Source organism: Cyclobacterium lianum (assembly GCF_900143075.1).
Lineage (GTDB): Bacteria > Bacteroidota > Bacteroidia > Cytophagales > Cyclobacteriaceae > Cyclobacterium > Cyclobacterium lianum.
The window spans coordinates 435,019-452,570 of sequence record NZ_FRCY01000001.1 but is presented as its reverse complement, the minus strand read 5'-3'; the positions used below and the strand labels follow the sequence as shown (position 1 = coordinate 452,570).

General features: G+C 45.1%; 11 protein-coding genes. 7 read left to right on the top strand and 4 right to left on the bottom strand.

Features of this window, described 5'->3' with window-relative positions:
* Nucleotides 1-19: 19 nt before the first annotated feature.
* Complete coding sequence (gene prfA, locus BUB19_RS01815; RefSeq protein WP_073090803.1) at nt 20-1,096, top strand: peptide chain release factor 1; 1,077 nt, start codon at nt 20-22, stop codon at nt 1,094-1,096.
* Here the strand turns inward: prfA and BUB19_RS01810 are convergent.
* The 3 genes from BUB19_RS01810 to mfd all read right to left on the bottom strand — a co-directional run bounded on the left by BUB19_RS01810 (nt 1,093) and on the right by mfd (nt 9,015).
* Nucleotides 1,093-3,897 (bottom strand): YCF48-related protein, encoded by a 2,805-nt coding sequence (locus tag BUB19_RS01810; RefSeq protein WP_073090800.1) that lies wholly within the window; start codon nt 3,895-3,897, stop codon nt 1,093-1,095. The two genes, prfA and BUB19_RS01810, sit on opposite strands and share 4 nt — an antisense overlap.
* A gap of 188 nt (nt 3,898-4,085) precedes the next feature.
* Complete coding sequence (gene gldJ / locus BUB19_RS01805; RefSeq protein WP_073090797.1) at nt 4,086-5,309, bottom strand: gliding motility lipoprotein GldJ; 1,224 nt, start codon at nt 5,307-5,309, stop codon at nt 4,086-4,088.
* Nucleotides 5,310-5,658: 349 nt separating this feature from the next.
* Nucleotides 5,659-9,015 carry a transcription-repair coupling factor gene (mfd, locus tag BUB19_RS01800; RefSeq protein ID WP_073090793.1) on the bottom strand — a complete coding sequence of 1,119 codons (3,357 nt, stop codon included), beginning with the start codon at nt 9,013-9,015 and terminating at the stop codon, nt 5,659-5,661.
* A gap of 165 nt (nt 9,016-9,180) precedes the next feature.
* On the opposite strand from mfd, the gene BUB19_RS01795 reads away from it, so the two are divergent.
* From BUB19_RS01795 to BUB19_RS01780, 4 genes are all read left to right on the top strand, one after another.
* A complete protein-coding gene (locus BUB19_RS01795) occupies nt 9,181-9,792 on the top strand; it encodes a cytochrome c oxidase subunit 3 family protein (protein WP_073090790.1) in 612 nt (203 codons plus the stop codon).
* Between the two features lie 90 nt (nt 9,793-9,882).
* Entirely contained in the window at nt 9,883-10,860 is a 978-nt protein-coding gene (hflK, locus tag BUB19_RS01790; RefSeq protein ID WP_073090787.1) for an FtsH protease activity modulator HflK, read from the top strand.
* Between the two features lie 37 nt (nt 10,861-10,897).
* Nucleotides 10,898-11,836, top strand: coding sequence for a protease modulator HflC (gene hflC, locus BUB19_RS01785; RefSeq protein ID WP_073090784.1), 939 nt, complete (start codon nt 10,898-10,900; stop codon nt 11,834-11,836).
* 23 nt (nt 11,837-11,859) lie between these two features.
* The gene (locus tag BUB19_RS01780; RefSeq protein ID WP_073090782.1) at nt 11,860-12,303 is read left to right on the top strand and encodes an SRPBCC family protein; all 444 of its coding nucleotides are present in this window, start codon (nt 11,860-11,862) and stop codon (nt 12,301-12,303) included.
* A gap of 23 nt (nt 12,304-12,326) precedes the next feature.
* Here the strand turns inward: BUB19_RS01780 and BUB19_RS01775 are convergent, their stop codons facing one another.
* Nucleotides 12,327-12,797, bottom strand: coding sequence for a Fur family transcriptional regulator (locus tag BUB19_RS01775; RefSeq protein ID WP_073090779.1), 471 nt, complete (start codon nt 12,795-12,797; stop codon nt 12,327-12,329).
* 205 nt (nt 12,798-13,002) lie between these two features.
* On the opposite strand from BUB19_RS01775, the gene BUB19_RS01770 reads away from it, so the two are divergent.
* Both BUB19_RS01770 and BUB19_RS01765 read left to right on the top strand, forming a co-directional pair.
* The gene (locus BUB19_RS01770) at nt 13,003-14,262 is read left to right on the top strand and encodes an aspartyl protease family protein (RefSeq protein ID WP_073090776.1); all 1,260 of its coding nucleotides are present in this window, start codon (nt 13,003-13,005) and stop codon (nt 14,260-14,262) included.
* Nucleotides 14,263-14,402: 140 nt separating this feature from the next.
* Nucleotides 14,403-17,423, top strand: coding sequence for a PAS domain S-box protein (locus BUB19_RS01765; RefSeq protein ID WP_073090773.1), 3,021 nt, complete (start codon nt 14,403-14,405; stop codon nt 17,421-17,423).
* Nucleotides 17,424-17,552: the final 129 nt, after the last annotated feature.

Below are 17,552 nucleotides of genomic sequence, written 5' to 3'. Positions count from 1 at the left end.
TTGCAAATAGAGAGACAACATGCAGGATAAACTGGAAGCCATAAAAGAAAGATTTGAAGAAGTATCGCAGTTGATCATTCAGCCCGATGCCATGTCGGACATGGGAAAATATACCAAGCTTTCCAAGGAATACAAGGATCTGGAAAAAGTGGTCAAGGTCTACGATGAATATCGCTTGATTTTGGACAACCTGAGTAGTACCAAAGCCCTTCTGGAAAAGGAAAAAGATCCTGAGTTCAGGGAAATGGCCAAAATCGAATGGGAGGAATTGAAAATCAGAAAGGAGGATATAGAAGAGGAACTCAAAAAAATGCTCATTCCCAAAGACCCGAACGATTCGAAGGACTGCATACTGGAAATTCGTAGCGGTACCGGGGGAGACGAGGCGGCTATTTTTGCAGGAGATCTTTTCAGGATGTATGAAAAATTCTGTGAGAAGCAAAACTGGAACCTTACCGTCCTGGACCTCACCTTTGGCACCTCCGGAGGCTACAAGGAAATCATCAGTTCCGTATCCGGAGCAGATGTGTACGGCATGTTGAAATATGAATCCGGCGTACACAGGGTGCAGCGCGTCCCTGCCACCGAAACACAGGGAAGGGTACATACCTCTGCTGCCACGGTGGCGGTATTGCCGGAAATGGAAGAGGTCGATGTGCAGATCGATATGAACGATGTGCGGAAAGACACCTATTGTTCTTCAGGTCCGGGTGGGCAGTCGGTAAACACTACCTATTCTGCTGTAAGGCTTACTCATGAACCTACGGGCCTGGTGGTCACCTGCCAGGATCAGAAATCGCAGATCAAAAACTTTGAAAAAGCGCTTAAAGTATTGCGGTCCAGGATTTATGAAATTGAGCTGGCAAAACACAATGAAACCGTAGGTGCCCAGAGAAAATCCATGGTAGGAAGCGGAGACCGATCCGATAAGATCCGGACCTACAATTATCCCCAAAGTCGCGTGACCGATCACCGGATCAACAAAACCGTCTATAACCTGCCCGAAGTAATGGAAGGCAATATTGAAGAATTTATCAGTGCCCTTCGTTTTGCGGAAAATGCCGCTAAAATGAAAGAAGGGGGAGTAGACAGCTAGAATACAATAATTTTTCGTCGGTATTCCGCATTTCTTGTCCGGAAAATCAGTAGCTGAAGTCCTTTTGGCAGCCCTTTTACCGAATAGATAAACTGCCCCTCCCGGGTAGGAATATCCCTGATCCTTTGCCCCTTTGCATTGTAGATCTCCAATTGACGCAGGGAAGGCAGTCCGTCCAGACTGATATCTATGTCTCCGAATGAAGGGCTCGGAAAAATTCGGATATGCGCATCATCCGGTTCCTCTGGCAGAGCAGTGATCAGGTTGACATTCACCGATAGCGTCTGGCTAGGCCCCTGATTGCAGGCATTCATTGGAGTAACCACGAGATCATGATCACCTTCGTCGGTCCAGTTTACCCTGACCGCACCAGTGCCCTGTCCGCTGATGATCTCTCCTCCTTCCACAGTCCACTGGTAGTTGATATCACGGAGAACATCTACTTCGTAGTCAGCTTCCTGAAAACCCACCCTGTCGGGCCCCTGTATGGCCGAAGGCTGCCCGGGAATGGTGATCACCCGTATGGCTTTCCCGGTGGTTGGTCCTTGTCCGCAGGGGTTGGTGGTCGAAACCGATACGGACTGGTCACTCAGATTGGTCCATTCCAGGGTAATTTTTGCCGTTCCCTGACCGGACCTCACCACACCTCCCGTTGCTTCCCAGAAATACTCCGTTCCGGGAATGGAGTCAACAAAATATTCTTCGAGGGTATTGACACATACCACTCCCTCTCCCTGAATCTCAGTAGTGCTGCCGGGCTCTTCAGAAACAATTACTTCCATAGCTGTAGTATTCCCATTGCCACAGTTGTTTTGTCCCCTTACCAGTACGGCATTTCTTCCGGGCCTATCCCAGCGCACCACCAGCCGGGTGCTACCCTGTCCTTCAATGATGGTGCCTCCATCAACCCTCCATTCATAGCTTGTCCCCTCCTCGTCCAAATCCTGAATGGTATAGATCTGCTGACTGAGACAAATATTGTCCTCTCCAAAGATGGTTGCAATGTCCAGCGGTACCTGGCAGGTATATTGGTAGAATATGCCATTCTCTCCTGCAGCATAGCCTACATTCAAGTCGCCAAAACTCAGACCGGTGAAATTCTGAAAAGTACCGGTAGGCAGCAATTCCCAGGTCTCCCCTGCATCGAAAGTCCGCAATATCAGGCCCGCATCTCCGGTAATAAAGCCTACCGATTCGTCTAAAAAATCCACATCAGTGAAATTCTGGTTGTAGGCAGTCTGTATCCGTGTCCAGGATTGACCCCTGTCGCTGGTTTTAAAAACCGTACCCGATGCCCCTACAATTATGGCAGTCGATTCGTCCAGAGAGGCGATGGCTGATAATTTTGCCGTACTATTCACGCTTTGCTGTTGCCAGTCCTCTCCGCCATTGCCGGAAGAAAGCACCGTTCCCTGATCGCCAATCACCAGTCCATCGTTTTCGTTGAAAAAGAATATGTCGTGAAAGTCTGTTTGGTTCATGCCTGCAGGAATGGTCTCCCAGTTCACCCCCCTGTTGGTAGTTTTACTGATCAATCCTCCTTCACCTACCGCAAAGCCCCTGTTGAAATCAAAAAAATACAAGCTGTTAACATCCCTGATGGTCCCTGGATTCAATGTAGTCCAGTTGGCGCCCGAGTTGGTGGTACTGATGATATTTCCGTTGACACCTGAGACATATCCGGCTCCGTTCGAAACGAAAAACAGGGAATTAAAAGCGAGTGATATCGGCCTGGAACGATCGACGAAGGAATTACCACCATTGCCGGTTAGCAAAATCAGCCCCCGCTCGCCGGTCAGGTAACCCCGGAGATCGGTAGTGAATTGTACCGCGGTATAATCATTGGCTCGTCCTGCCAGGCGTATGGCCCAGCTCGCGCCGGAATTATTGGACGATATCAAATTCCCACTATTACCTACTGCAAGTACATTGTTGGTGCCCGGTCTGAAAGCTGCGGATTTTAGGTCCTGTCCCGTTCGTGCATTGGTGGCAACGAAAGTCAGACCACCATTATCTGTTCGCAACATGGTGCCATCTTTACCACTGATAAGGCCGGTCAATGGCAATGTGGGATGAAATACCACAGCAGTAAGGTCGGTATCGATACCACTATTGATAAATTGCCAACTCTGACCCGCGTCCTCTGTCTTGATGATGGAACCAAGATTTCCTACAGCATAGCCGGTAGAATCGCTGGTAAAGAAAATGCCGTTTAAGCTCATGTCAAAGCCGGTGCTGTGTACTTCCCAATCACGACCAGCATTGACCGACCTCAGCCACTCTGCATCTGATGAAACCGCAAATCCGAGGGTATCATTTATAAAATGTACATCGTTGATAGCTGCACTAGTCCTGCTGTTGGCTTGCTCCCAACTCAAGCCGCCATCATTAGATCTGATGATATTGCCACCCTCTCCCACCACCACAATTAGCTCCCTGCTCAGATGATGAATTTTTTTCCAAATGATATTGCCGGGATGGACATAGCTGGTCCAGCTTTCTCCTCCGTTTAGGGTACGGAATATTACGCCCTGATCGCCCAGCAACAGTCCTCTTTGTTCGTCAAAAAAAGACATATCGACAATTATTCCCCGGCTCGGTGATTTTTTTTCGACCCAGCTTAATCCGCCGTCAATTGACTTTAAAAAAATATTTTCACCCGAAATGAATCCTACATTTTCATTGACCCATTGGATGCTTGAAAAATCATTTCCCCAGTCTCCTACTCTTCTCCAGCTTTGCCCGAAACTCTCCTGGCACAGGATTAGCCCGAGAGAAACTAAAAATAATGCCCGCTTCATACAAATCCCTAAGTTTAAATAAATAACCCTACAAAAATAAGCTTAAAATCAGGATTTTATAATAAAATCGGGCATTATCCTCAGGCCGCTTTTCAAATGCATTTTTAATTTTGTGAATTGAAAAAAAGTGAGCATAAAAAAAAAGGGGTGATCGACCCCTTTCTTATTTTCAAAATTTTTATGTGTGATCAGCGATCTTTGCCGCCAACAGCAATCATGGCACACCGGAAGCCGATATGGTTAGAGGCTGAGTCCTGATGCATAAACCTTCTGGTACCTGGTGCCAGCCAATAGGCTACATCTCTCCATGAACCTCCCTTGTAGACCCGGTAATTGTCGTCGATCAGGGTGGTGTTGTACGTATCTTCTTCATCATACACACCATCCTTTCGCAACGGGTTCAGGTCATCAAAATCCTGAAAGGATAGGGGCCGGTAGACATCCTGCACCCATTCGTTCATGTTGCCGGCCATGTTGTAAAGCCCAAAATCGTTTGCCGGGAAATCATAGACGTTGGTTGGAATGATTTCTCCGTCATTAGAGACGCTACCGGGTATACCGGCATAGTCACCACGTCCTCTCTTGAAGTTTGCAAGAAAATCTCCCTGGCGGGATTTTCTTTTGATATTATAAGGATTTCTGGGGCCCCGACCGTCCCAGGGGTAGATACGGCCATTTTCCTGGTTTTCGTCCATGTATTGCGTTCCTATCATGGCTTTGGCAGCAAACTCCCACTCCGCCTCATTGGGCAGTCTGTAATCGGGAAATACGGATCCCCGCTCAATCAATTGGTCTTTTGTAAGTGCCGAATCGAGCTCATTCTTTTGCCTTTCCAATTCGTTTACATAAGCAGTCCGCCATTCACTGTAGGCATTGGCTTGTGTCCAGCTAACCCCTGCGACCGGATAGAAATTAAAACCCGGGTATCGGAAGTAGTAGGTGGCATACACATCATTGTAAGACATGGTTCCGTCCCAAACATCTTCTTTCGGTTCCAGCTTTTGAATGGAATCGGCACTTACTCCGTCCCTTTTGGCCATATTGAAAAGAAACTCTTTGTAATCCACATTGGTGACTTCAGTTTCATCCATGTAGAAGGAAGCAATGGTAACCGTTCGTTCTACATTGTCCCGGAAGCCCATGATGTCCTGTTCCTGAGAGCCCAGTACTGCTCTTCCTCCCTGAATAAAAACCAACCTTGGTCCGACCACTTCACTGGGCAGTCTGAAAACCTGAAAGGAAGTGGAATCCTCTTCGTCAAAACTATACCTTGCACCTGTGGAGGCACTAAATCCACCCGGATCACTGGCAGTTCGTCTTCCTGACTGATTTCCACAGGAAGATAGCAAGGTGCCGAGAACTGCAATCGCAGCAAAAAAACCGATTTGAAATTTCTTGTTCCCCAATTTCATAATTTTATCATTGTCTAAAGCTGGCAAATGAAAACTCCCTGATTAAGAAATACTTCGTTTTTATCGCATTCTCCCCTGCAGGAAATATCTGACAACTTTTTGGTTTTGCCCTATTCAAACGCTAATATATGATCAATAATACATTATATCAATTATCTTTTACTGACCCGGAATGGCATGAGAGCTAATTCGAACCAAATTCCGTGAGATAATACATTAATTTTCATGCCATAGTATTTATTCGTTCCATAAAAAATTTAAATACTTTTTAAAATTTTTTATGGATTTTTTTGCTTTACCCGTGATAAGTCTCTATCCCTAAATTAAATAGGCCCATATAATTTACCAATCATCCATTGGCACCCATATCACGCAGCCATTTTTTGGCAGCGGGAACACTATCCACCCCTTTGATTACCAATAGTAAACGGTCTTTGGCTTCTTTTATTTTACAGAAGCGTCCTTTGGACTGAATAAAGTTGATGATATTCATGAACAAGGAAGAGCTGAAATATTCGTCTTTTCTGGAAGAAACGAAATAGCATTTCATTTGTTCGTTTTTAAGCACCAGCTTTTCAAAGCCCAGCTTTTCCGCCATCCAGCGAAGCTCTACTGTTTCAAACAGCGCCTGTACCCGATCTGGTATAGGACCAAACCTGTCCCGGATTTCTTTTTTAAAGGCTTCCAATTCAGCCTCTCCCTTAATGTTGTCCAGTTTGGAATACAGATTAAGCCGCTCTGAAATATTATTCACGTAGCTCTCAGGGATAAGCAATTCCATATCGGTTTCGATCACACAATCCTGCACCAAAGGTGCGGTTTTTTCCTTCAGGTCTACTTCGAACAGGGCGGCAAATTCTGTTTGTTTCAGTTCCTGCACCGCTTCATCCAGGATTTTGTGATACATCTCAAATCCGAGATCCGATATAAAGCCACTTTGCTCGGCACCCAGTAGATTACCAGCCCCCCTGATATCCAGATCTCTCATGGCCACTTTAAATCCATCGCCCAGGTCGGAAAACTCTTCCAGGGCCTGAAGCCGCTTCCTGGATTCGGTACTCAGGGTGGCTGTGGGAGGCGTAAGCAGATAACAGTACGCTTTTTTGTTGCTGCGGCCGACCCTGCCTCTCATCTGGTGCAGGTCGCTCATCCCAAACATATGTGCCCTGTTGATGATGATCGTATTGGCATTAGGAATGTCTAGTCCGGACTCTATGATATTGGTAGACACCAGCACATCGTAGGATCCTTCGATAAAATCTACCATGATTTTCTCAAGTTTTTTGCCATCCATCTGCCCATGAGCGCCTATGACCTTCGCGTCCGGGACCAACCTAAGGATCAGGTTGGCAATAGTGTCAATTTCTCCTACCCTGTTGTGAACAAAAAATACCTGGCCCCCGCGACTCAATTCATTGGCCACTGCGTCCCTTATGATGTCCTCCCTGAAGGTATATATTTCGGTGGTTACCGGCTGCCGGTTTGGAGGTGGTGTGGCGATGACCGACAGGTCCCTGGCCCCCATCAATGAAAAGTGAAGGGTTCTGGGAATGGGAGTCGCGGTGAGGGTGAGTACATCTACATTTACCCGCAGCTCCTTGAGCTGGTCCTTCACTTTCACCCCAAACTTTTGCTCTTCGTCAATGACCAGTAGGCCCAGATCTCTGAACCGGATGTCTTTATTTACGATCCTGTGGGTCCCTATCAGTATATCGATTTCTCCTGAGGCCACTTTTTTGGTGATTTCTTTCGTGTCTTTGGCAGAACGAAATCTGTTGATATATTCAATTTCTACCGGAAAATCCTTCAGCCGCTCCCTGAAAGTCTGATAATGCTGCATGGCCAGAATGGTGGTGGGCACCAGCACAGCCACTTGCTTGCGGTCATTCACAGCTTTAAAAACTGCCCGGACAGCGACTTCGGTCTTCCCAAAGCCCACGTCTCCACATACCAGGCGGTCCATAGGGTAAGGTTTTTCCATATCTTCCTTCACGTCAGAAGTTGCCATGGCCTGGTCAGGGGTATCTTCATAGATAAAGGAGCTTTCCAATTCAATTTGTAAAACGCTATCGGAGGAAAACTGGTGACCAGGTGCTGTCTTTCGCTTGGAATAAAGATTGATCAGATCTTTTGCGATGTCCTTCACCTTCTTCTTGACCCTCTTTTTTTTATTTTCCCATTCAGGCGAGCCCAGCTTGGACATGCTGGGCAGGGTACCCTCCTGACTGCTGTATTTGGATATTTTATGCAGTGCATGGATATTCACATACAGCAGGTCATCGTCTCTGAACACGAGCCGGATAGCTTCCTGCCACTTCCCATTTACATCCACTTTTTCCAGGCCCGCAAAGCGCCCGATGCCATAGTCTACATGCACCACAAAATCTCCCGGATGCAGGCTCTTAATTTCCTTCAGGGTAAGTGCTTTGGATTTGGAAGGCACCTTGCTGGTCTTGTACCGGTGAAAGCGTTCAAAAATCTGATGGTCTGTGTAACAGGCCAGTTTCAAGGCCTGGTCGATGAAGCCCTCCCGAAGACTGATGGGCAGGGTCTGGACATTCAAAGTGGGGTCCAACTCTGAAAAAATATTCAGCAACCTGCCGACTTGCTTTTCACTATCCGAGCAGATAACGTTGCTTATGCCCACGGCTGCATTTTCATTCAGGTTCTGTACCAGCAAGTCAAAATGCTTGTTGAATGAGGGTTGCGGCTTGCCCTGAAACTGAACCTCAGGTACGTCCTTCCATTCGAACCTGTGCCCTATCGCGACCCGGGTGAAGTTGCCGATCCCATTTTCAAATTCCTCTGCATCCAAAAACAGCCTTTCGGGTGACATCAGCAGTGAATTGCCGCTTTCACTCCCGCTTTCGGAATCCGAAAAGTATCCTTCGGCTTTGGTGAAAAGACTCTTTAAAACCGCCAGGCAACTGTTATAATCCTTGATCCACAGGTAGGTGTCCGGGGGAAAAAAGTCCATTACAGGTTGTCTGACCTCTTGTTTCATTTTGGTCTGAATGTTTGGCAGTATACTGATCCTGTCAATTTCACCGGTCGACAATTGCGTCTCAGGATCAAATGTGCGGATACTTTCAACCTCCTTCCCAAAAAGTTCCAACCGGAACGGCAGCTCATTGGCATAGGAAAACACATCAATGATACCGCCCCTTACGGCAAACTGTCCTGCTTCGTACACAAAATCGACTTTCTCAAAACCGTAGGTATGCAGCAGCTCTTCCACAAATACCAGGTCTACTTTCTCTCCAGTTTCCACCGAAAAAGTATGTTCCTTCAGGCTCTTTTTATTGACTACTTTTTCATATATCGCCTCCGGGGAAGTGACCAGCAGCTTGCCTTCGGTGGGTGCCTCCGAAAGCTTATTCAAAATCTCCGCCCGCATCAACACATTGGCATTTTCTATGTCTTCATGGTGGTAGGGCTTTTTATAACTTGCAGGAAACAGATAGGGTGCCTCTCCGGTAAGGGCTTGCCAATCACTGCCCAGATAGTTGGCATCTTCTTTATCGTAACCTATGAGCACATGAAATCCTCCTACCAATTTGGTCATCGCCTGTATGAGCAGTACGTCCATGCTACCGGATAGCCCCTTTACCTGCAGCCTGGGATGTTTGCCTGATTTTATTTCCAATGCCAGGTTTCTGACAAAGGGATCTTCCTCGTATAAGGACAAAAATGACTGTCTATCCAACTGATTCTCGCTTTAGTGGTCTTCAAATAATTGGCGCAATTTATTAAATTCCCCATACATATGGGGCAAATCTTACCTGGTCTGGAACGCAACAACAGAAATACCAAAAGTAATTCCCGAATCGATCAACAAAATTTCAATTCCTAATGTTGATAATGTAGATCTATGCAAAAAGAAAAAAACATGCACTGGTTTGAAAAAATCGAGAACCTGCACCCTTACAGAACCATCATGTACCTGGGTATGTTTGGCAGCGGGCTGATTTTCTTATTTTTGATGGCAGCTTTTATTCTTTCGCAACCCGAGGCAGGCAGGTATAGTCAGTTTACGATACCCAAATCCTTTATCATCAGCAGCATGGTAATCATTTCCAGCAGTTTTACGGCCGGAAAGATCATCCCGTATTACAACAACAGCAACCTTACCAAAGCAAAGGGTTACCTGTTAGTTACCTTGTTCCTTGGCTTGTTGTTTTCTACCCTGCAATTTACAGGTTGGCGTGAACTTGCGGGGATGGGAATTGATTTCCGGGGGCTTCCCTCCGGCAGTTTTCTTTATTTGTTGAGTGGGATACATTTGTTTCACCTGGCGGGTGCCCTGATCTATGCATTTGTATTGTTAATCCAGTTGCAAAAATCTGAAAAAGATCCGGTGAGCAGCCTGATCCTCCTTGCAAATCCCTATGAGCAGATGAAGCTTGATCTTTTTTCGGTATACTGGAAATTTATGGATGCCGTATGGTTGATACTTTTCCTGTTGTTCCTCTGGATGTTTTGATCCCGGGCCAGGCATGGCGTTCAAATGATCAGCTGCCTGCCGCTGTATTGCGGTCAATTAATTGTAAATTGCCAAAAATTCTTCTCTCTTATGTCAGACAACCAATTTGAAATCAACATTAACCCGGATTGGATAAAAAAGTATTTATCGAGAATTCTTCTGGTTATCGTCGCTATCATTTTAGTTTTTTCCTCCGTAAAAACCGTCGGTCCTGAAGAAGAGGGGGTTGTTATCCAGCTCGGAGAGTACAACCGGACTGTGATGCCGGGACTAAATTTTATCATCCCTTTTGCTGAAACCATGTATAAGATTCCAGTGCAACGGCAGCTCAAACAAGAGTTTGGATTTAGAACCAGTAGTGCAGGGACAAGGTCAGATTATGTTAAGTCAGGCTATGGCGACGAGAGCATGATGCTTACCGGAGACCTGAACCTCACAGATGTGGAATGGGTGGTCCAGTACAGAATAGTCAATTCTTACAATTACCTGTTTAGGGTAAGGAATGCCGAAAAGACTTTGAATGACATGTCGGAGGCTGCCATGAGAAAAATCGTAGGTGACCGTACTGTAAATGAAGTATTGACCGTGGGCCGGCAGGAAATTGCCAGCAGCGTAGAAGTATTGCTCCAGGAGATGTGTGATGAATATGAAAACGGCATACGGATTGATCAGGTGGTATTGCAGGATGTCAACCCTCCCGAACCCGTAAAACCAAGTTTCAATGCCGTCAATGAGGCCCAGCAAGAGCGGGAAACGCTGATCAACCAGGCGGAGGCGGATTACAACCGGGTAATACCCCGGGCCAGAGGAGAAGCTGAAGAAACCATACAACTGGCCGAAGCCTATGCTTTAAACAGGGTAAATGGGGCAAGGGGAGAAGCCGAACGGTTCAATTCGATCTTTGAAGCTTACGTACTCGCACCCGAAGTCACCAAACAAAGACTCTATCTGGAAACGCTCGAAAAGGTACTTCCCAAAATCGGGAACAAGATTATTACAGACGAGCAGGGAAGCAACGTACTACCGCTGCTTAACCTCAACAAGGCAGGAACAAATCCAGCTCCTTAATCCCTTTTAGAAAGTTTACATAACAATACCCTATCTGATGCAAAAAAGTAAAGTAATTTATATCATACTGGTTGTACTTGGTCTTATTCTGCTCGGGCAAAGTGTTTTTATCCTGGATGAAACAGAGCAAGCCATCGTCACCCAATTTGGTAAGCCCGTTGGCGAGCCCCGGACGGATCCCGGAGTAAACTTTGTCATTCCAATCATTCAAAAGGTACAGTTTTTTGACAAACGTTACCTGGAATGGGACGGAGACAAAAACCAGGTTCCTACCAAAGACAAGAAATTTATTTTTGTCGATACCTACGCCCGCTGGGAAATCACAGATCCGCTGCAGTTTTTTATCCGGCTGAGAGACGAGAGGTCGGCTCAATCCAGACTGGACGATATACTGGATGGTGAAACCAGAAATGCAATTGCTAGTCATGATCTGCTGGACATCGTAAGGTCTACAAACCGGGACCCGGAAGTAACCGAAGATTTCATGGAGGAGCTGGAAGTCCTGGAGGACATCGAAGTAGGCAGAGAAGCCATTGAAGAGATCGTTCTGCAAAAAGCCAATGAGCGGACCTCGGATCTGGGAGTGAGAATTCTGGATTTTCGCTTTAAACGGATGAACTATGTAGATGAAGTCAGGGACCGTGTGTACGACAGGATGATCAGTGAAAGAAACCGTATCGCCGATCAGTTTCGATCTGAAGGCCAGGGAGAGGCGCGAAAAATACAGGGGGACAAAGAACGTGATCTGGCTCAAATCCAATCCGAAGCCAAAAGACAGGCTGAGGAAATTCGGGGCAGAGCAGATGCAGAGGCCACTGCCATTTATGCCTCGGCGTATAACAAAAATCAGCAATCGATTGCGCTATACAGGTTTTTGCGATCCATGGAGGCTCTGGAAAATTCACTGGATGAAAAAACCAACCTGGTCATTTCTTCAGATAGTGATCTCTTCCAATACCTGAAAGAAATGCAATAGCAGGTTTGATCCAACCGAGACTGATGAATATACATCTTTCCACCCGAGTAAATCAGCCCTACCTGAAAGTCAGGAAGGGCTTCGGCAAAGAACTTTTTGAAGCGCTGAATCCTCCCTTTCCTCCGGTAAAGCTGTTGCGGTTTGACGGATCGGAAAAAGGCGATCTGGTCAGTTTGGAATTGAATTTTCTTCTGTTTAAACAGAAGTGGACAAGTGAGATCACGGAAGCCCACACAGATGGCGAGGCCTTTTATTTTATTGATGAAGGAAGACAGCTTCCATTTTTCCTAAGATCCTGGAGACACAAACACATCATTAGGAAAACTGCAGCAAACCGATCTGAAATCAGGGATGAGATCAGTTATAGCAGCGGAAATGGGATCCTGGATATTTTTTTGTACCCAGTCCTCTATCTTCAATTCGCCATGCGCAGGCCTGTATACAAGCGGGTTTTTTCCGGAAAATAGCCAGCCTTATTTCACAAATGTTGTCACATCACCTGTAAATTCTCACAGTCTGGAATCTCACAGTCACCGTACAAAACCAAAGAATGGCTGGTGATATGGGAGGAAAATTCCTTACCCATGGCTTCTTTGATGAGATTGATCCGCTGATCAGAAAACTCCTTTATCTTTCGGCACTGATTGCACACATAGTGGTCGTGATGCTTGTAAGTGAGCGCCTGCTCGTACAAGGCTACCTTGTCCTTAAATTGATGTTTGACTGCCAGTCCGCATTCCACCAACAGGTCCAGGGTATTGTAGATTGTGGCCCGACTGATAGAATAGCCCCCGTTTCGCATTTTTAAAAAGAGCCCCTCCACATCAATGTGTTCATCCTGGGGCAGCGCATACAGTTCATCAATCACGGAAAATCGCTCCGGAGTCTTTCGGCTCCCTTGACGAATTAGGTAGTTTTCGAATATTTTCTTTGCTTTTTCAATAATTGACTTGTCGGCCATGGTGCTATCATTCTAAATATTAAAGATGCGGTATTTTTTAGATTATTCAAACCCAATGCTGCAGCAAGCGAGCGCGGCGCACTAATTTCCAACCTTTCTAAATAAGGATTTCAAAAAATTCAAACTTCAATAAAGAAAAGGTGTTAAAGTCTGTGTACTGGAATTTATTTTATATATTAATCCTGCCAATTCGAATCAAGCATATATGCACCCAAGCATCAAAAGCCTATTTCTATTTTTGCTTTCCATATTCTTTGCTTTTTCCCTTCAGGGCCAGGTGCCCGGATTCTACATGAAGGAAGAGAAAAGAAGGGTCAAACTGCCCTTTATCGACTCCAACAGCCTGATCATCATGCCGGTGTCCATAAACGGGGGAAAAGAAGTAAATTTTTTATTCGATACGGGGGTGAAATCAAACATTTTTTTTAGCAAAACGCTGGCCGACTCCATGCAAATGCAATACACCAGAAAGTTAAATCTGGTGGGTGCGGACGGCAAAACAGTATTGAGTGCATCCGTATCGCCCAACAACCATTTTGATCTGGGCCCTTTGGAAGGCATTTTTCAGGCCATATTGGTACTGGACGAAGATTTTCTGGAATTGGAAAAAGTGATTGGCGTACCCGTATATGGGGTAATCGGCTATGAGTTTTTTAAGAACAACCCTGTTAAGATTGACTATGACAATAGTACCGTGATTTTTTACAGGCGGTCCGCATTGAAATGGCGGCCATTTGGATTCCGGAAAATGGATATTGACATTCAGGGAAACAAGCCTTACATAGAAACTTCTATCCGCCAAATAAATGGACCGGATTTAGCTGCCAAATTGCTCATAGATACCGGGGCCAATCATGGCTTGCTGTTGAACATGGAAACCGACGAAGATATCGTACTTCCGGAAAACAATCTGGAAAGTGATCTGGGCCGATCACTGGGCGGTGATCTTTTTGGATATGTGGCCCGTATCAAACGATTAAATATCCAGGGCCTGAAATTTAGAAACGTAATCACTTCCTACCCGGAGGAAAACGAGTTCTCTGAGGTGATCATCGAAACCGGAAGACAGGGAAGTTTGGGCTCAGATGTACTTAACCGGATGAAAATCATCATGGACTACCCGCGGAACCGAATGCTTTATAAAAAAGGTGCAAAATTCAGCGACGAATTCAAATATGATATGAGCGGACTGATGGTAAGGGTCTACTCTGCGGAAAACAAGAGATTTTACATCAGCCAGGTAAGGGAGGATTCTCCTGCCCACCGGCAGGGTGTAGAGGTCTATGATGAGATCATCACGATCAACAAAATACCTGCCGCCTTTTGGGAGCTTTCCGAGATCACCGAATTGATGCGATCAGAAGAAGGAAAGGTAATATCCCTGGAGCTCTTGCGTACCAATCCATCTGATCCGGAACAAAGCACCTTACATAAAATTACCTTTTTGTTGGAAAAACAATTGTAAAGCTTTATTCATACATGTTATTTTATGAACTTCCTATATAAAATTTTGATAATCATATCTATTTTACGGTTTTTATATAATTTTTCTTATTTATTTAAGATATTTGTCTAAAAATAGTAGCTAACTATTCCATGCGCTAAATGCCTGAGAAGATTTTTAACAATTTACTACTCACTTTTAAAAAAACAGGTGAAAAGGATTTTGAGACCCTCTATGTATCAAAAGGATTCTTCAAAATTTTCGATGACCCTTTAAGATCCTATCAGGTAGACTTTTTCGACCAGGTTTTCCCAACAGTACAAAATCCAGTTTTTCAAACGATATACGACTATCTGGGCCGGGCCGAGGTGTTGGAAATACCATTCTTTATCAATGAGAATTCTTTTACCTGGGTAAAGATCGAAGGCTTTACCATGGCGCAAGAGGACGGTAGTTATCTGGTCAATGCAACGATTGATCCCATCCGGCCGGCTCAGGTACAATCATGTTGGATCGTTCAGGCAATACGCAAGCAAATTTATACTGATGTCTCTAACCCTTCCGGTTATTTCCCTTCAAACCTGGAGGCATTCTGCCGGTACCTGAACGATAAGTACCGGTTTACCGATCCGGGGAAGCTCAAACAACTCTGTGAAGGCAGAATCAATGGGCTGGTACTGGATCTGGATATATTACGGCTAGACAACCAGGCCCTCGACAATGGCTACCACCTGCTCAGCCTTAAAACAAATCCGGAAAGAGCCGGCTTTCCCAATCTGATTGAAGAGGATTCAAAGTACCTGACAAATAGCTTTCTGGACATCATATATTTTGAGTACCTGAAGGAAGATAGGGAAATGATATGGTCAGGTGCCATCAATGAGCTTCTTGGCTATCAGGAAAACAGATTCAGAAGATTTTCGATTTGGGATTGGCTCGAAATCATTCATCCTGATGATCGGAATAAAGTGCGGGATGTGTTTTTTGCAGAGCGATACGAAAAGGATGCCTACACCTACACCTACCGGGTAAGAAATAAACGGGGCGAATACCTGCACCTCAAGAATAGTTTGAAAGTATTCTACAATATTGCCGCAAAAAAAACCATTCTCGTAGGAATACTCAATGACGTCTCCGACATCAACAAGGCCCAGAAACACTTGAAGGAGAAGGAAGGCATACTGCAAAATCTTTCGGAAAAAGAATATATACAGCAGGCCCTTCAGGAAGTCTCTGAGATATCGTCACTTTTTAAGGGGCTTACACTATTTGATGAGATCACCCAGTTGATCTATAAAAAACTGGGCTTCACCTATTGTATGGTTGCCCATATAAATCCGGTAAATCATAACTATGAATTGATTTCGCTTCGAAAAAACGGCAAAAAATTACAAAATTCATCTGCAAAATGGACAAAATTTATCAATTCGCAGCTCTATGAACTGGATCCGCAATCCAGCTTTTTGATAAAAGACAGCTCCGATCCGGACTTCTACAGCTCCGGCACATTTTTCATAAAAAATGGGCTAGCGGCCCTCATCCGTCTGGACCTGTTTGACAAAAACCGGATAAAAATTGGCACATTATGCTTTTTGAACGAAAAACCACTTATTAATAAACCTCTTTACGGGGAATTATTTCGTATCCTCGGAGACTGGATCAGTAAGGAACTGCTCCGGTACCGGTTTGAATCGGCACTACAGGAAACCAATTTCATGCACGATGCCATACTTAATGGTACCGCCTATGCAATTTTCGCTGTCAATCACCAGTTCGAAATTATTCTGATCAATAATAAAACCCTCCCCGTTTTCAATCTGAAAAAAAAGGACCAGTTGATGGACACCGTATTGCTCAAAGATGGCAAAAAAGAAAGTCTGAGGAAAGTCATCACCCGGTTTGCCCAGTCAAAAAAAAGCACCGCTTATTACCTACTCCCTACCAAAACAGACCACAAAGAGCTAAAAATATCATTTACCCGCATACAATATGGGAGAAAGCACAAGGTCTCCTATGTGGTATTTGTAGACGATATCACGGACAGGACACATTCTGAGAAGAAGCTGATCGCCTCCGAACAGCTTTACAGGAGTATTGCGGAAAATTTTCCGAGAGGTACAATTGACGTTCTGGATAAATCTTTCAACTACATTTTTACTGATGGAGAGGAATACAGGATGTCCGGCATTGACCCAAAAAGCCTTATTGGCACCAACCATCTGCAGCTATATTCGGGGGACAACCTAATGCTCACAGAAAAAAATCTAAAGAGAATATTAAAGGGGAAAACTGTTTCCTACGAAATTGAGGCCAATCAGCAGAAGTTCCTTAAAATCGGGGTACCATTAACAAATGATGCAGGCACTACAGACCGCATACTTTTGGTAAAACAAAACATCACTGAGGCGAAAAAACTCGAGGCAGAAAGGGAGAAACTGATCAAGGATTTGAAATCCCACAATGAGGAGCTTTTACGTTTTGCCTACATCGTGTCCCATAACTTACGGGCTCCAATTGTCAATATTTCTCTCCTGATTGACCTTTTTAACGAGGAAGACCCGGCGGATCCTGAAAACAAGGAGGTGCTCGAAAACCTCAAGATCTCAACCAGCCTGCTCGATGCCACCCTTCAGGACCTGATCGAGGTGGTGTCGATCAAAAAACAAAAAATCCCGAAAGTAGAACTGATAGATTTCAAAATGCTTCTCAATAACGTGGAAAAAAGCCTCTTTAACCAACTTAAAGAATCAGGGATAAGCATTCACAAGGATTTTTCAGCAATGCAGGAGATGAACTATGTCTATGCTCACCTGGAAAATTTTTTTATGAATTTCATGACAAATGCGGTCAAATACAAACACCCGGACAGGACACCGGAGGTCTGGATTTCTACCTACAGAGAACAGCAATACTGTGTCATCCGTTTTGAGGACAATGGCATCGGCCTGGACTTAAGCAGATATGGCGACCGCATTTTTGGGCTCTACCAGAGGTTTCACAATCATGTGGAGGGCAAAGGCCTGGGACTATACCTGGTGCGGGAACAAATTCGGGCCAATGATGGCAGAATAACCGTAGAAAGCGAAGTAGGGAAGGGCACTGTTTTCAAGGTCTATCTCCGCAATCTCATCCTGAATCCCAACCATAACCCGGATTCGGCAACCAGTACCTTTACTTCCTGATCTGAATCCAATTGTTGGTCAACTAATCCCTTTGAAAGAGTGATACAATGAAAACCTGGAGTGCAAACACTTGAGGCGTGAACATGACTTTACTGTATTGTCATCATTGTTGGTGCACATGCCAACAAC

Bases quoted from the DNA above. Each gene is read 5' to 3' on its own strand.
- prfA (WP_073090803.1), top strand. From the start codon at position 20: ATGCAGGATAAACTGGAAGCCATAAAAGAAAGATTTGAAGAAGTATCG.
- BUB19_RS01810 (WP_073090800.1), bottom strand. From the start codon at position 3,897: ATGAAGCGGGCATTATTTTTAGTTTCTCTCGGGCTAATCCTGTGCCAG.
- gldJ (WP_073090797.1), bottom strand. From the start codon at position 5,309: ATGAAATTGGGGAACAAGAAATTTCAAATCGGTTTTTTTGCTGCGATT.
- BUB19_RS01795 (WP_073090790.1), top strand. From the start codon at position 9,181: ATGCAAAAAGAAAAAAACATGCACTGGTTTGAAAAAATCGAGAACCTG.
- hflK (WP_073090787.1), top strand. From the start codon at position 9,883: ATGTCAGACAACCAATTTGAAATCAACATTAACCCGGATTGGATAAAA.
- hflC (WP_073090784.1), top strand. From the start codon at position 10,898: ATGCAAAAAAGTAAAGTAATTTATATCATACTGGTTGTACTTGGTCTT.
- BUB19_RS01780 (WP_073090782.1), top strand. From the start codon at position 11,860: ATGAATATACATCTTTCCACCCGAGTAAATCAGCCCTACCTGAAAGTC.
- BUB19_RS01775 (WP_073090779.1), bottom strand. From the start codon at position 12,797: ATGGCCGACAAGTCAATTATTGAAAAAGCAAAGAAAATATTCGAAAAC.
- BUB19_RS01770 (WP_073090776.1), top strand. From the start codon at position 13,003: ATGCACCCAAGCATCAAAAGCCTATTTCTATTTTTGCTTTCCATATTC.
- BUB19_RS01765 (WP_073090773.1), top strand. From the start codon at position 14,403: ATGCCTGAGAAGATTTTTAACAATTTACTACTCACTTTTAAAAAAACA.